Annotated in this window: 12 protein-coding genes; 2 read left to right on the top strand and 10 right to left on the bottom strand. The window is 67.3% G+C overall.

Annotated elements, in window-relative coordinates:
* Positions 1-67 precede the first annotated feature (67 nt).
* Positions 68-1102 carry an IS110 family transposase gene (locus OHA03_RS38570; RefSeq protein WP_267003322.1) on the bottom strand — a complete coding sequence of 345 codons (1035 nt, stop codon included), beginning with the start codon at positions 1100-1102 and terminating at the stop codon, positions 68-70.
* 318 nt (positions 1103-1420) lie between these two features.
* Here OHA03_RS38570 and OHA03_RS38565 point away from each other — a divergent pair, with 318 nt between their 5' ends.
* A complete protein-coding gene (locus tag OHA03_RS38565; protein ID WP_267003324.1) occupies positions 1421-2635 on the top strand; it encodes an IS110 family transposase in 1215 nt (404 codons plus the stop codon).
* A 279-nt stretch (positions 2636-2914) separates the two neighbouring features.
* Here the strand turns inward: OHA03_RS38565 and OHA03_RS38560 are convergent, their stop codons facing one another.
* Both OHA03_RS38560 and OHA03_RS38555 read right to left on the bottom strand, forming a co-directional pair.
* The gene (locus OHA03_RS38560) at positions 2915-3415 is read right to left on the bottom strand and encodes a DinB family protein (RefSeq protein WP_267008656.1); all 501 of its coding nucleotides are present in this window, start codon (positions 3413-3415) and stop codon (positions 2915-2917) included.
* Positions 3416-3498: 83 nt separating this feature from the next.
* Entirely contained in the window at positions 3499-4104 is a 606-nt protein-coding gene (locus tag OHA03_RS38555) for a sigma-70 family RNA polymerase sigma factor (RefSeq protein WP_267008655.1), read from the bottom strand.
* 77 nt (positions 4105-4181) lie between these two features.
* Here OHA03_RS38555 and OHA03_RS38550 point away from each other — a divergent pair, with 77 nt between their 5' ends.
* Positions 4182-5009 carry an alpha/beta fold hydrolase gene (locus OHA03_RS38550; protein WP_267008654.1) on the top strand — a complete coding sequence of 276 codons (828 nt, stop codon included), beginning with the start codon at positions 4182-4184 and terminating at the stop codon, positions 5007-5009.
* Positions 5010-5465: 456 nt separating this feature from the next.
* Here OHA03_RS38550 and OHA03_RS38545 read toward each other — a convergent pair whose 3' ends face one another.
* The 7 genes from OHA03_RS38545 to OHA03_RS38515 form a co-directional block, all read right to left on the bottom strand.
* Entirely contained in the window at positions 5466-6911 is a 1446-nt protein-coding gene (locus OHA03_RS38545; protein ID WP_267008653.1) for a glyceraldehyde-3-phosphate dehydrogenase, read from the bottom strand.
* Positions 6912-7201: 290 nt separating this feature from the next.
* On the bottom strand, positions 7202-7669 hold the full coding sequence (locus OHA03_RS38540) for a DUF3592 domain-containing protein (protein WP_267008652.1): 468 nt from the start codon (positions 7667-7669) through the stop codon (positions 7202-7204).
* A gap of 24 nt (positions 7670-7693) precedes the next feature.
* A complete protein-coding gene (gene kdpC / locus OHA03_RS38535; RefSeq protein ID WP_267008651.1) occupies positions 7694-8323 on the bottom strand; it encodes a potassium-transporting ATPase subunit KdpC in 630 nt (209 codons plus the stop codon).
* Between the two features lie 35 nt (positions 8324-8358).
* Entirely contained in the window at positions 8359-10488 is a 2130-nt protein-coding gene (gene kdpB, locus OHA03_RS38530) for a potassium-transporting ATPase subunit KdpB (RefSeq protein WP_267008650.1), read from the bottom strand.
* The gene (gene kdpA, locus OHA03_RS38525; protein WP_267008649.1) at positions 10488-12152 is read right to left on the bottom strand and encodes a potassium-transporting ATPase subunit KdpA; all 1665 of its coding nucleotides are present in this window, start codon (positions 12150-12152) and stop codon (positions 10488-10490) included. Before kdpA ends, kdpB begins: the two co-directional genes overlap by 1 nt.
* Positions 12153-12163: 11 nt before the next feature.
* Entirely contained in the window at positions 12164-12253 is a 90-nt protein-coding gene (kdpF, locus tag OHA03_RS38520) for a K(+)-transporting ATPase subunit F (protein ID WP_107055367.1), read from the bottom strand.
* Positions 12254-12502: 249 nt separating this feature from the next.
* Positions 12503-15019, bottom strand: coding sequence for a DUF4118 domain-containing protein (locus OHA03_RS38515; protein WP_267008648.1), 2517 nt, complete (start codon positions 15017-15019; stop codon positions 12503-12505).
* Between the last annotated feature and the right edge of the window lie 259 nt (positions 15020-15278).

Below are 15278 nucleotides of genomic sequence, written 5' to 3'. Positions count from 1 at the left end.
CCGGCTGCCGGGGCCCGTTCCCGAGGCCCCGGCCGGGTGGAACATGACCTCATAGCGCCTCTGTGTGTCAAGCGGCTTGAGCGAGGTGGTTCCGTTGGTCGCGTTTCATGATCCGGTAGACCACGTTGGACAGGCGTCGTTTGAGGGCTCTGCGAGCCTCTGCGGGCGTCTTTCCTTCCGTGATTTTGCGCAGGTAGTAGGCCTGCCCGCGTCCGCCGTCGCGGATCTGGCAGATGGCGATGGTGTGCAGCACCGAGTTCAGCGCGCGGTTGCCGCCGGTGTTGAGCCGGTGGCGGACGTTGTTGCCGCTGGAGGCGTCCAGGGGCGCGCTGCCGGTGTAGCTGGCGAAGTGGTGCTCGGTGGGGAATCGTGTGGCGTCTCCGACATGGCCGATCACCTTGGCGGCCAGCACGGTGCCCAGGCCCGGCAGGGTGGTCAGCGTGGTGTGAGTCGCGGCGACAGCCTCACGCATCTCAGCCTCGTTGTCCTTGACCTGCCGGTCCAGGCGTCGAAGATCGGCCAGCAGATCACGGGCTATGTCCCGACGGCAGGAGTCGGTGGCTGTAATCGGCCGGATGCCCTTCATCACGGTGGCGGCTTTGTCGGCAGACAACCCGGTGGGTGCACCGCCGGGCACCAGATCTCGCAGGACAGCGTGCAGCCGGTTGAGGACCCGGGTGCGTTCGTGCACCAGGTCGTCGCGCCGCTCGGTCAGCAGCCGCAGGATAGTGGTCTGGTCTTCCTGTGCCACTGGCCGCAAGTCTGCCCTGAACAAGGCGACCTGAGCGACATGAAGGGCGTCCGCGGCGTCGGTCTTGCGGTCGCCACCAGTGGCCAGGAGCCGAGCCCGAGCCGACAACGTGGAGGGCACGTCGACCACGTTCTCGCCCGCGGCAGCCAGCTGCTGGGCAAGCGAACGCCCCAGTCCGCCGGCACCTTCGACGGCAAACCGGCGCTCAGGCCACTGCTCGCACCAGCGCATCAACTGACGAAAAGTCCCAGCGTTGACGACGAAACGGCGCTGGGCCACTTGGTGGCCCGCAGCGTCGACGGCAACAGCGGTGTGGGACGACTTGTGGGGATCGACACCGATCAGAATCACAGGATGCTGGCCTCGCACTCGATGAGATAGGGACGGGAGTGCGGCGGGCACCCTGACTTGAAGTCACTGCGTCACCTTCATGCCTCTGTCGAGCCACACCGCGCGGGTGCCGGTCAGCGGCGGCACGCTATCAGTGAGCCAGCCCGAGGGCGGCAAGGAGCACTGCGGGCCCGTGCCGACCGACACCCTGGACGCTACGGCTGCAGACCGAGCGTCTGGACTCGATTGAACAAGTCAGGAGCCTGGCCAGAGGCCCCATCACTGTCCTGTCTGCCCCACCCGGCTGGAGCCACCTCCGGTCAGGAAGGCATTTCCAGCATGACAGAAACGGACACTGCAGCAGCCGTCGAACACGTGGTGATCGGCGGCGTGGACTCTCATGCCGACACTGTCCACGTTGCCGTGGTGACCGACCGCGGTGGGCAGGTCGCCGATGCCGAGTTCCCCACAACGGCCGCCGGATACACGGCTGCTCTGGCCTTCCTGGCTGCTCACGGCACCGTCGCCGCCGTCGGCGTGGAGGGCACGTCCTCCTACGGGTCGGGGTTCACGCGCGCGGCCCGCAAGGCCGGTCTGACCGTGGTCGAGGTCAACCGGCCGGACAAGGCCGAGCGCCGCAGGATCGGCAAGTCCGATCCGATCGACGCCTATGCCGCAGCTCGTGCGGTCGTGTCCGGCCGGGCCACCAGCGCCCCCAAAGGCGATGCCGTCGCCGGGATCCGGGCTCTGCACAACGTGGCACGATCCGCCGTCAAGGCCCGTACAGCGGCGCTGAACCAGATCGGACACATTCTGATCACCGCGCCCGACAGCATCCGCACGAAGTACGAAGTGCTGCGGGGCGACAAGCGCATCGACGCCCTGGTCCGGCTCCGGGTCGGCAACGCCCCTGTCCATGTCCCGATCCTGACCGCCCTGCGCACGCTCGCGCGACGCGTCCAGAACCTGACCGCTGAACACGCCGCTCTGACAGCGGAGTTGGACGCCCTGGTCACGCAGCTCAACCCCGGCCTGCGCGCCGCCTACGGCGTCGGACCCGACACCGCTACGCAACTGCTGATCACCGCTGGCGACAACCCCGCCCGCCTACGCACCGAAGCATCCTTCGCCGCCCTGTGCGGTGTCGCCCCGGTTCCGGCCTCCAGTGGCAAGACCAACCGTCACCGGCTCTCGCGCGGCGGTGACCGCGCGGCGAACGGGGCCCTTTACCGCATCGCGCTCGTCCGCATGCGCCGTGACCAGCGCACCCGTGACTACGTGGAGCGTCAAACCAAGGCCGGCCGGACGAAAAAGGAGATCATCCGGCTGCTCAAACGCGCCATCGCCCGGGAGATCTTCCGCCTCTTGACCACCGCAGTCGAGGTTCCCGAGATCGCGGACCTCAGGCCCACCCGCCAGGCCAAGAACATCACGCTCACCGCCGCAGCGAACCACTTCGGAGTCTGGCCCGCCGTCATCTCCAACATCGAACGAGGACTCCGCCGCGACGACACCTTCGCCGACGCCTACCGCAGCTGGCTCGATGCCGCTTGACCGACGATAGGAGCATCAATGCCGGAGAGGTTTTCCTTTCACTCAGGCACTGGTGGCAGGTAGCAGCTCCGGTAGAACGATGAGTCGACCGGTGCGGCTGTCTGCGCGGGAATGCGCCAACCTACGTCGAAGTGGCGGAATACGCCCGCTCTGTCGGTGTGCCCGAGCCCCAACTGGACTGGGCCGAACCACACCGCAGGCGGGCGGACTTGGAGTCCGACTTCTCCGGGATCACATGCCGGATGCCACGTCGCGCGGCCAGGAGGGGACGATGCGGTCTCAGTCCTGCGGGTGGTCGCCGGTTCGCCCGTCCACGAGTTCGCGCACGATGTCCATGTGCCCGACGTGGCGCGCGGTTTCCTCGATCATATGGATCAGCGTCCAGCGCAGAGAAACGGATTCGCCGTGCCACGCGGTGCCTACGCTGTCGATCTCCAGCTCGTCGATCACTTTGTCGGACGCGGCACGGGCGCGGCCGTAGAACGCCACGATGTCCGCGGTCGTCTCCGAGGACGTCGGGCGCAGATCGGCCTCCGGGTCGTCGTCGTCGAACGGGAGCGGTTCCGTCTCGCGTCCGAAGGTCTCGCTGAACCAGCCGTACTCAGTGGCTGCCAAGTGTTTCACGAGCCCCAGCAGAGAAGTCCCGGACGGCGTCATCTGCCGTCGCACCTGCTCCTCGTCGAGACCCTGGAGTTTCCAGAGCACGACATCGCGGTGCCGGTCGAGACTGATGCGCAAACTTTCCTTTTCGCCACCTGCGGCGGGAACACGTCGAGTCATTCGCGGACTGTAACAACGTGTCACCTCGGCGATCCATCGGAATACCGGCCGTTGAGCGGTGGCCGGCCATCGATCCGCGGGAATCAGGCGTCGCCCCTGAGACGGTCGCGCTGGATCTGGTGTGCGAGGGCGCGACGCACAGAGGCCGAAGTAGTGGTGGTGGTGGCCCTCGATGGGACGTCGAGACCACGGCTGATCTGGTCGTAGGTGTCCCGGTAGCTGCCGGGCATCTCCGCCTGATGCAGCATCAGGTCCTCTTCGACGAGGCGCCGCAGCTCGTCGACGTTCTGGGGCGTGAAGCGCTTCTTTCCCCGGGCGATGGCGTTGACGTAGCGCGTACAGCGGGCGGTGTCGTAGAAGGTCTCGGAGATTTCCTCGGCGAGGCCCCACAGGCGCCCTTCGAGCCAGGGCTCGTCGTGCTGGTCGAGGGAGAGGTTCGTCGGGGGCAGTGGGTCGCCCGTCCTGTACTTCGTCACCTGCTTGGACACGGCGGGCTGACTCATGTCGGTGAGCTGGGCAATTCTGTCCTGGGTCCAGCCGAAGCCGGCGAACAACTTGATCATTTCAGTGCGTAGTTTCCGCATCTCCTCCCCCGCACGGATGACCTCGTTCATACCGGCGAGCATCCGCTCGGCCTGCTCCTCGGTCAGCGTCTCGGGGTGCTGATGCGTGTCCTCTTCGCCTGCCATAGCTCGTTTATATACCCGAGCGCTCCACAGTCATAACCGGGTTGTATAACCTGGTTATGACTGGCAGGGTTCCTGACATGCCTACCTTCTCCGCACCTGACGGAACCCGGCTCGCCTACCGCATGATCGGAGATGGCGACCCGCTCGTCTGTCTCCCGGGAGGTCCCACGGACTCCCGCTACCTCGGCGACCTCGGCGGCCTGTCCACGCAACGCCGGCTGATCGTCCTGCACCTGCGCGGCACCGGCCGGTCCGCGATTCCCGAAGACACCTCTTCCTACCGCTGCGATCGCCTGGTCGACGACGTCGAGGCGCTGCGCGAACACCTCGGGATTCCCCGGATGGACCTGCTCGGCCACTCCGCCGGCACGAATATTGCGACGCAATACGCGGCTCGGTACCCGAAGAACGTCAGCAAGCTGGCCTTGATCGGCCCCAGCACGAGAGCCGTCGGTATAGCGATCACCGGGGAGACGCGACGCGAGCTCGCGCAACTTCGTAGAAACGAGCCGTGGTTCCCGGCGGCGTTCGCCGCCTTGGAGGCGATCACCACGGGCACGGGCAGCGACTCGGAGGCCATCGCCCCCTTCTTCTACGGCCGCTGGGACGCCGTGGCACAGAAGCACCATGCAGCCGGCCGGCCGAGCAACCAGGAAGCTGTCGCTCTCTTCGCGGCCGAAGGTGCCTTCAGCCCGGAGACCACTCGAGCCGCGCTCGCCGGCTGCGAGGCCCCCGTCCTGCTGCTCGCCGGAGAGTGCGACTTGAACAGCCCACCTCAGTTGGCGGCCGAGTTCGCGGGGCTGTTCCCTGACGCCACACTCGTGGTGCAGCCAGGGGCGGGCCACTATCCCTGGCTCGACGACGCCGACCGGTTCGTGGCGACCACTGCGACATTCCTGGCGTGAGGACCTGCTCACGCCCCTGGAGACCGAAATGCCCCAGGCCCAAGCCCTCCCTCCTCGTCAACTACGTCTTCGGCGGCGTCCGGGTGTCGTCCTGGGCGCAGGACCTGGCCTGGCCCGCTGGAGCGGCACTTGGAGTCGTAGCGGCCGGAAGTCGATGTGCTGGTTCTCCAGCGAGGAGGGGCGGGCCACGTCATCGTCCTTGATGTCGTGGCCCTCGGCGCCAAGTTGGGCTACGGCGGCGTCCGGGCAGCGCGTGTTCCGCAGGAGCTGAACGTCGAGGGCGGGGCTCGCCGACGCGGCGGCCGGCCGGCCGCCGCGTCGGCGAGCTCCCTGGCCGGTGCGAGGCCGACACCAGCTCGGGCGGCGGTGGGAAAGCACCCGGATGCCCATCGGGATCGGTTGCCGCCCTACCGCCGCCCAACCTGCCGGGACGCCGGATCGGACAGTCCGCCGAGGTCAGACCGCCGGGACCGGGTAGGTCGGGTACTCCACCCCGGAGACGTGCTGGACGACGCGGATGACCTGGCAGGAGTAGCCGAACTCGTTGTCGTACCACAGGTAGAGGATCGCGTTGTCACCGTCGACCTTGGTGGCGCCGGCGTCGACGATCGAGGCGTGGCGCGAGCCGATGAAGTCGCTCGAGACCGCGTCGGGGGCGGTGGTGAAGTCGATCTGGCGCTTGAGCGGCGAGGTCAGCGAGACGTTGCGGAGGTAGTCGAGGACCTCCTCACGGGTGGTCTCGCGGCCGAGCCGCAGGCTGAGGATCGCGATCGAGACGTCCGGCACCGGGACCCGGATCGAGCTGCCGGTGATCGGCGCCTTGAGGTCGGGCAGCGCCTTGGCGACGGCGGAGGCGGCACCGGTCTCGGTGATGACCATGTTGAGCGGCGCCGAGCGCCCGCGGCGGTCGGCGCTGTGGTAGTTGTCCAGCAGGTTCTGGTCGTTGGTGAACGAGTGGACGGTCTCCACGTGGCCGCGCAGGACGCCGTACTCGTCCGCCATCGCCTTCAGAGGCGGGACGATCGCGTTGGTGGTGCAGGACGCGCAGGACAGGATCTGCTCGTCCGGCTTGATCATGTCGTGGTTGACGCCGTGCACGATGTTGGGGACGTCACCCTTGCCCGGAGCGGTCAGGACGACCTTGTCGATGCCGGGGCGCAGGTGCTTCGACAGGCCCTCACGGTCGCGCCACTTGCCGGTGTTGTCGATGAGGATGGCGTCCTTGATGCCATACGCCGTGTAATCGACCTCCGACGGGTCGTTGGCGTAGATCACCTTGACCTCGTTGCCGTTGGCGATGATCGTGCTGTTCGCCTCGTCGACGGTGATCGTGCCCTGGAACTGGCCGTGGATGGAGTCGCGGCGCAGCAGGGAGGCGCGCTTGACGATGTCCTGGTCGCCGCCCTGACGGACGACGATGGCGCGCAGTCGCAGGCCGTTGCCGGAGCCGGCCTTCTCGATGAGCAGGCGGGCGACGAGGCGGCCGATGCGGCCGAAGCCGTAGAGGACGACATCGCGCGGCTCGCTGCGCTCCATCTTGTTGGCACCCGTGGCGCCGGCGACGGCCCCGGCGGTGAACTCTTCCACCGAGAGACCACGGTCGTCGGTCTTGTACGTTGCGGCGAGCATGCCGATGTCGATCTGGGAAGGGCCGAGATCGAGCGTGGCGAGAGCCTGCAGGAACGGCAGCGTCTCGGTGACCGAGAGTTCCTCACCGGCGATCTGCCGGGCGAATCGGTGGGTCTTGAGGATGCTGACCACTGACTTGTTCACCAAGGAGCGGCTGTGAAGCAGGATCGTGACGTCCCGCTCCCGGTGCAGCTTCCCGATGATCGGGATCATCGACTCCGCGATCCTCTCGCGGTTCTTCCAGCTGGTGAACGAGTCCTCATTGACAGTCACAGGTTTATCTTTCGAGCTAGGCGGTGCTCATATGCTAACCCCCCGCTACTTTGATCATTCAAACGGTGCCACCTGAGCGCACCCAGCGATCGGACCCCATGCCCCACCAGGACACGGAATGAGTCACCTCTCGGGGCGGAATGTTCTTTTCGCGCGGATTTGTAGAAGTTCGCCCTCCCTTGTGTGATCCTCGCCGGCCTCGACGCCGACGTAACCCGCATCGACCGGCTCGGCGGACCCCTGCTTGGACGCCGCCCGGAAAGAGCACGACGAGAAGCGCTCCGGATCTGTCACCGACCCGCGATCACGACAGCGAGCAGAGTCACCGAGAGCAGCACGACGAGGGCGCCCCCGGCGATGAATGCGCGGTCAGGGCCCAACCGTTCTCGCCCGTGGACCACGACGTTTCTCGGGTCGGCCGGATCGTAGGAGACATGTACGTTGTCGCCGTCACTGAACGGCCGTCGCCGGGTGGAGGGAACGGGACAGACGACTTCCATCACTCTGTCGTCCTCCGTCACGAACTGGAGCAGCGGGCGCAGCGGGGCCGACTCCTTACGGGCCTCTCCCGGGTGTCGCTTGACGAGCGCCTGGACACGCACGCCCGTTTCGCTCAGTCGCCGTGCCTGGCGCAACCCATAGGCGCCCACAAGGATGGCGAACATGCCGCCGAACGCGGCGATCCCTGCCAGTACGGCCACGGCACCCACGTCCATGTCACGCCCCACTCCGATGTATGTCCTCGCCTCGGCCGCCATCGCACAGGCACCGTCACATTTTGGTCACATCAGGCCGGCCAGGGCGTGGTTGAGTTCGATGACGTTGACGCGCTTCTGACCCAGAAAACCGAGAACACGTCCCTGGACGTGGTGGGCAACCAGCGCCTTGACCTTGGCGGGGGCGAGGTGGCGGGCCTTCGCGACGCGATCGACCTGTTCGTAGGCGTAGGCCGGGGAGATCGCCGGGTCGAGCCCGGAGCCGCTGGCGGTGACGGCGTCTGCGGGGACGGATTCGGGCGGGACCCCGTCGAAAGCGGCGACGGCGGCGCGGCGGATCCTGACGGTCTTGATCAGGTCGGTGCTGTTCGGGCCCAGGTTGGAGGCGCCGGAGTTCATGGGGTCGTAGCCGCCCGCGGACGGCCGGGGCTGGAACCACTTGGGGTCGGGGCGCAGCTGCTCCTTCGCGTCGTTGGGATTCTTCTTCGGCAGGGCGAAGTTCTGGCCGATCAGGCTCGACGCCACCGGCGTACCGTTCGTCGTCAGCATGGAGCCGTTGGCCTGGTGGGAGAGACCGGCCTGGGCGATGCCGGTGACGAGCAGCGGATAGCCGATGCCGGTGATCACGGTGAACGCCAGCAGCATCCGCAAGGCGGTCAGATGACGCTGGAGTACGCGCGGAAGGTTGGTGCGCACCGTGGGATCGCCTTCTTCTCTCGTCGGGCCGTCAGTCAGCGCAGGCCGGGGATGAACTGGATGAAGAGGTCGAGCAGCTTGATGCCCACGAAGGGCAGTACCAGTCCGCCGAGCCCGTACATCCAGATGTTGCGGCTCAGCAGCTTCGCGGCGGAGGACGGCCGGTAGCGCACGCCACGCAGCGCGAGCGGGATCAGTGCGATGATGATCAGCGCGTTGAAGACGATCGCGGAGGTGATCGCCGAGGTCGGGCTGTGCAGGCGCATGATGTTCAGCTTGTCGAGGCCCGGGTAGACCACCGCGAACATCGCCGGGATGATCGCGAAGTACTTCGCGACGTCGTTGGCGATCGAGAAGGTGGTCAGCGCACCGCGAGTCATCAGCAATTGCTTGCCGATCTCGACGATCTCGATGAGCTTGGTCGGGTTGGAGTCCAGGTCCACCATGTTCCCGGCCTCCTTGGCGGCCGAGGTACCCGTGTTCATCGCCACGCCGACGTCCGCCTGAGCCAGCGCGGGCGCGTCGTTCGTACCGTCGCCCGTCATGGCGACCAGCTTGCCGCCCGCCTGCTCACGCCGGATCAGTGCCATCTTGTCCTCGGGCGTGGCCTCGGCGAGGAAGTCGTCCACCCCCGCCTCCTCGGCGATGGCCTTCGCGGTCAGCGGGTTGTCTCCGGTGATCATGACGGTCTTGATGCCCATGCGGCGCAGTTCGTCGAAGCGTTCGCGCATCCCTTCCTTGACGACGTCCTTGAGGTGGATGACGCCGAGAACCCGTGCACCGGGCGCATCGCCACGCCGGATCACCTCGCCGACGACCAGGGGGGTGCCTCCGCTCGCAGAGATTCCGTCGACGATGCCGCCGACCTCCGCCGTGGGGTGGCCGCCGTTCTCACGGACCCAGCGCATCACTGCCGTCGCCGCTCCCTTGCGCAAGAACCGGCTCTCCTGAGGATCGTTGAGGTCGACACCGCTCATCCGGCTCTGGGCGGTGAAGGGTACGAACCGTGCCTGGGCCAGCTCTCCCTCGCTACGGCCACGTAGCGCGTACTCCTGCTTGGCGAGGACGACGATCGAACGGCCCTCGGGCGTCTCGTCGGCGATCGACGACAGCTGGGAGGCGTCCGCGAGTTCCTCGACGCTCACCCCGTCCACCGGCAGGAATTCGGCGGCCTGGCGGTTGCCGAGGGTGATGGTGCCGGTCTTGTCGAGCAGGAGCGTGTTGACGTCACCCGCGGCCTCCACCGCACGCCCGGACATCGCCAGCACGTTGCGCTGCACGAGCCGGTCCATGCCCGCGATGCCGATCGCCGACAGCAGCGCGCCGATCGTCGTAGGGATCAAGGCCACCACGAGGGCGACAAGGATGACGATGGTCTGCTCGGCCCCTGCGAAGATGGCGAACGGCTGCAGGGTCGCCACCGCGATCAGGAAGACGATCGTGAGGGAGGCCAGCAGGATGTTGAGCGCGATCTCGTTCGGCGTCTTCTGCCGCGCGGCCCCCTCCACGAGTGCGATCATCCGGTCGATGAAGGTCTCCCCCGGCTTCGAGGTGATCCTCACGACGATCCGGTCCGAGAGCACCTTGGTGCCCCCCGTGACCGCCGACCGGTCGCCGCCCGACTCCCGGATCACCGGCGCCGACTCCCCCGTGATGGCCGATTCGTCGACGCTCGCGATGCCCTCGACTACATCGCCGTCACCGGGGATGATCTGCCCGGCCTCGACGACGACGTGATCGCTCAGTCGCAGATCGACACCCGGAACCTCCTCCTCTGCGGCGTCGGTCGTGCCCGGCCGCCAGCCGGTGAGACGGCGGGCCATCGTCGTCGTCCTGGCGCGTCGCAGAGACTCCGCCTGGGCCTTGCCGCGTCCCTCGGCCACGGCTTCGGCGAGATTGGCGAAGACCGACGTCAGCCAGAGCCACGCCGTGATCACCCAGGCGAAGACACTGGGCGTCCTGATGGCCGACAGCGTGGTCAGCAGCGCCCCGACCTCCACCACGAACATGACGGGGTTGTGGACCATCGAGCGCGGATCCAGCTTGTGCAGGGCGTCGGGGAAGGACGTCAGAAGCTGCCTGGGATCGAGCAGTCCGCCCGAGACCCGGTGCTGCTGACGCCCGGCGCTCGGCGGGGTGGGAGCGGGTGTGGCGGTCGTGGACATCAGTGCAGACCCTCCGCGAGGGGCCCGAGCGCGAGCGCCGGGAAGTACGTCAGACCGACAACGATGAGGATCACTCCGGTCAACAGCCCGACGAACTGCGGCCGGTGAGTGGGCAGGGTGCCCGCGGTGACCGGAACAGGCTGCTGCCCGGCAAGCGAGCCGGCAAGTGCCAGGACGAACACCATCGGCAGGAACCGGCCGACGAGCATGACCACACCAAGAGCGGTGTTGTACCAGACGGTATTGACGCTCAGCCCCGCGAACGCCGAGCCGTTGTTGTTCGCAGCCGACGCGAAGGCGTACAGGACCTCGGAGAAGCCGTGCGGCCCGGAATTGAGCATGGCCGCCCTCTCCCCCGGGAACGCCATCGCCAGCCCCGCACCGATCAGCGCGAGCGCGGGCGTGGTCAGGATGTAGAGCGAGGCGAACTTCATCTCCTGGCCCCGAAGCTTCTTGCCCAGGTACTCGGGCGTACGGCCGACCATCAGTCCGGCTACGAATACCGCGACGATCGCCAGGATCAGGATCCCGTAGAGCCCGGAGCCGGCGCCGCCGGGCGCGATCTCCCCCAGCATCATGTTGAAGATCGTCATTCCGCCGCCGCCCGGCGTGTACGAGTCATGGAAGGAGTTGACCGCTCCGCACGACGTCAGGGTGGTCGACACCGCGAACAGAGCCGAGGCCCAGATCCCGAACCGCGTCTCCTTGCCCTCCATCATTCCGCCGGCCGCATGACCGGCCGCGCTGCTCACGCTGTGCAGCTCGTTGGCGGTCACGATGGCGACCGATGCGCCCCAGATCAATGCCATCACGGCGACGATCGCGTAGCCCTGGCGGTTGTCACCGATCATCGTCCCGAAGGTCCGCGGGAGTGAGAACGCGATGACCAGCATGAGGTAGATCTCGATCAGGTTGGTGAAGGCGTTGGGGTTCTCGAAGGGGTGCGCGGAGTTCGCGTTGTAGAAACCACCGCCGTTGGTGCCCAGTTCCTTGATGGACTCCTGGGAGGCGACGGGGCCCCCGGTCATGCTCTGGTGCCCGCCCGCGATGGTGGTGATGTCGTGGAGTCCATGGAAATTCTGGACGGCACCGGCGGCCACCAGAACGATCGCAAAGACGAACGCAAGGGGCAGCAGAACGCGCAGCACGATTCGTGTCAGGTCCACCCAGAAATTCCCGACGTGATCGGTCGCCTTCCTGCTGAAGCCCCGGATCAGCGCCGCGACGACGGCGATACCCACGGCCGCGGAGACGAAGTTCTGAACCGCGAGGCCCGCCATCTGGACCAGATGGCCCATCGTCGACTCGCCGGAATACGACTGCCAGTTGGTATTGGTGACGAAGGATGCCGCGGTGTTGAACGACTGGTCCGTGGTGACCGGCTTCATTCCCAGAGACAGCAGGAGATGGTTCTGCAGGCGCAGAAACGCGTACAGGAACAGTACCGACACTGCGGAGAAGGCAAGGATGCTGCGCAGGTATACCGACCACTTCTGATCGGCGTCGCCGTTCACACCGCCTGCCCGGTAGATCAGGCGTTCAGCCGCCCAATGATGATCAGTGGTCAGGACGCGGGCGATGTAGCCGCCCAGCGGGCGGAACGAGAGGCATAGCGCGATCACCAGGGCGAGTACCTGGAGCCATCCCGCGAGGGTGTCATTCATCGGGCTGTCTCCTAGAACTTCTCAGGGAAGATCAGGCAGACGACCAGGTAGACCACGAGGCACGCGGCAACGATCAGGCCGACGATGTTCTCCACGCTCACAGGCGTCCGACCCCCTTGGCAGCCAGGCCGACGAGGGCAAACACCACGATCGTGAGGCCGATGTACGCGACGTCCGACATACGCGAGGAACCCCGAAGAGTCATCAGGGGCAGGCCTGTTCAGCCTCCCGGTTGGAATATGGGTTTGATGCGGAATGCGAGGTTGATTCTTTTCTGACGCTATATCAGTCGACCTCGAGAATGCCCTGACGCTCTGTGGGCCGATGGGATGACGGTGAAGTGCCGGGATTCACTCGGCGCGGCCGGATGTCGCGCTGGCGCCAGGCGCAGAACTCGGAAGAGAGAGCATCACCGAGAAAGCGGGCCCCTCAGTGGTCGTCTCCAGGGTCCCGTCCATCGCCTCGGCCAAGTCGCGCGAAAGCCGCAGAGCCAGGCTGTCGGCCCGGGTACCCGGAACCCGGGAGGCCGCAGTGCTCAGTTCGGGGCCCCGGTCGGGCATGCCGTCCTCCACCCGAATCCTCAGGTGGCCGGCCCGGACCTCGGCGGTGAAGACGGGGGGCCTGTCCGGCGGGCTGTGACGCAATGCGTCGGCCCCCAGGGCGGTCAGGGCCCGAGTGAGGAGTGCGGCGTCGGCGATCACGTCGGGCAGCTGTTCCGGCAGGTGCAGAACGATCGAGTGGCCGCCGGGCCCGAGGTCGTCCAAGGCAGCGCCAAGCACCTCGTTGAGGTCGACCGGGCGCAGGTAGAGATCGAGTGCCCCGGCGTGCAGACGGCTCACATCGTCGAGATCGGTGACCAACTGTGCCGCGCGGTGCACCGCCGTGCGGGCGGCTCCCAACAACTGCGCCTCTTCCGAGCCAGGCAAACCGGCACCTCGACGCTGCAAGCGCACGAGCGCTTCTTCAGCGGTGTGCAGCGGAGCACGCAGATCGCGGCCTGCCGCGAGAAGCAGGGACGCCCGGGTTCGCTCGGCATCGGCGAAGGTGTCCGCGCCGCCGGAGCCGGCGATCCGCCCTCGGGCATGGGCCAGCCCCAGTTCGGCCGCGCATGCAGCGAGAACGCGTTGGTCCTCCGCACTCAGTCCTGAGCCGCGAACGGCCAGCGTGAGATTGTCGTCGACCGGGCTTTCCACATCCGCCTCGTAGGGCCTTTCCGGCGGCCGCTCCCCGGAACTGGCGACCACGTACCAGCGGGGCACGGGAGATGCTTCCGGATCCCTTTCGAGCAGGCTGATCGCACTCAGTCCGAAGTTCTCCCGGATCTGCTCCACCAGTGCCGTCAGATCCTGGCCACGCATCACAGCGGCGGCCAGGCGGCTCAACGCCCTCGCCTCTGATGTCGCGCGTACGGCCTGGTGCGTACGCTGCGCAGCCGCTCCCGCTGCCCTGCCGACGAGAGCGGCCGCGGCGATGAAGACCACGAGCGCGGTGATCTCGTCGGGGCGCTCCATGACCAGCGAGTGCACCGGTGCGGCGAAGTAGTAGTCAGCAAGCAGTGCCGCAGCCACAGCGGCGAACAGCGCAGGGTAGAGCCCGCCGACCAGGGCGACCACGACGACGGCGAGCAGGTAGAGCAACAGGTCGCTGGAGAGGCCGAGGTTGCCACGCAGCGCGGTCAGCAGGATCGTCAGTACGGGCAGCAGCACCACCGCGCCGACCAGGGCAGCCCAGTACCGTCTTGGGCCCGTGCCACGGCTCGGATGCGGAAGCCTCAGCACAGCAGACCCCGCTGCCTCCTCGTGGGTGACGATGTGCACGTCAATGGGGCCAGATCCCTTGATCGTCCGCTTTCCCACACCTGCTCTCAGAAGGGCGGCGAGACGGCCGCGCCGGCTCGCGCCCAGCACGATCTGGGTGACGTTCTCCGTCTCGGCGAACTGGAGCAAGGCATCGACAACGTCCTCGCCAGTGGCCTGGTGGTAGCTGCCGCCCAGCGACTCCAGAAGGGTGCGCTGGGCATCCAGTACCGCCGGGTCGATGGCGGGGAGGCCGTCCTCCGGCACCACGTGGAGGGCCAGCAACTCGGTGCCGGGGGTACGAGCGCTGATCCTCGCGGCACGGCGGATGAGAGTCTCGCCCTCAGGCCCGCCGCTCAGGGACACCAGGATGCGTTCCCGGGTTTCCCAGGGAGCGACGATGCCGTGTTCCGCCCGGTAGCGCTGCAGCCCCTCTTCCACCCGGTCGGCGAGCCACAGCAGGGCGATTTCGCGCAATGCGGTGAGGTTACCGACCCGGAAGTAGTGAGTGAGGGCGGACTCAATGCGGTCCGGCGGATAGATGTCGCCGTGGACCATGCGGCGGCGGAGCACCTCCGGTGGCAGATCGACGAGTTCGATCTGGTCGGCCCGGCGGGCCACCTCGTCGGGCAGGGTCTCTCGCTGGCTGACCCCCGTGATCTGCCGTACCACGTCGTTGAGGGATTCCAGGTGCTGGACGTTGAGCGTGGTGACGACATCCATGCCGGCGGCCAGGAGTTCCTCCACGTCCTGCCACCGCTTGGCATTGCGCGTCCCCGGAACGTTGGAGTGGGCCAGTTCGTCGACCAGCGCGACCTGGGGACGGCGGGCCAGCACTGCGTCGAGATCCATCTCTGTGAAGAGCGCACCGCGGTGGCTCAGCGTACGCCGGGGGATCGTCTCCAGCCCCTCGGCCATGGCCGCGGTCGGCCGACGCCCATGGGGCTCGACGAAGCCGACGACTGCATCCGCGCCCCGTGAGCGCAGCCGCTGCCCCTCGGCGAGCATGGCGTACGTCTTCCCGACCCCAGGGGCGGCCCCGAGATAGATCCGCAACCGTCCACGTGCCACCGGCGGACTCCTGCCAGGTCGCCCCCCATGTCGTCCTCGCGCCCTTCCATGGTGCTCCCCTCCGGGCCGCTCCACTCGACGACACCGATCGGTAACCCTCAAGTACACCCTTGGGTGTATCGCGTCCTCGGCGGACGCGGGTCACCCATTGGCCTTCCGCGGCACACAGCGGATCCACCCTGCGGTGCGGTGCACCAGGACATGTGGCACCGCGCGCGGCTGATCCTCCGTGGCACCCACGGGCTGCAGGCAGGCTGCG

This window comes from Streptomyces sp. NBC_00154, assembly GCF_026342835.1.
In the GTDB taxonomy this organism is placed as follows: domain Bacteria; phylum Actinomycetota; class Actinomycetes; order Streptomycetales; family Streptomycetaceae; genus Streptomyces.
This window is presented reverse-complemented; position numbering and strand designations above follow the sequence as displayed.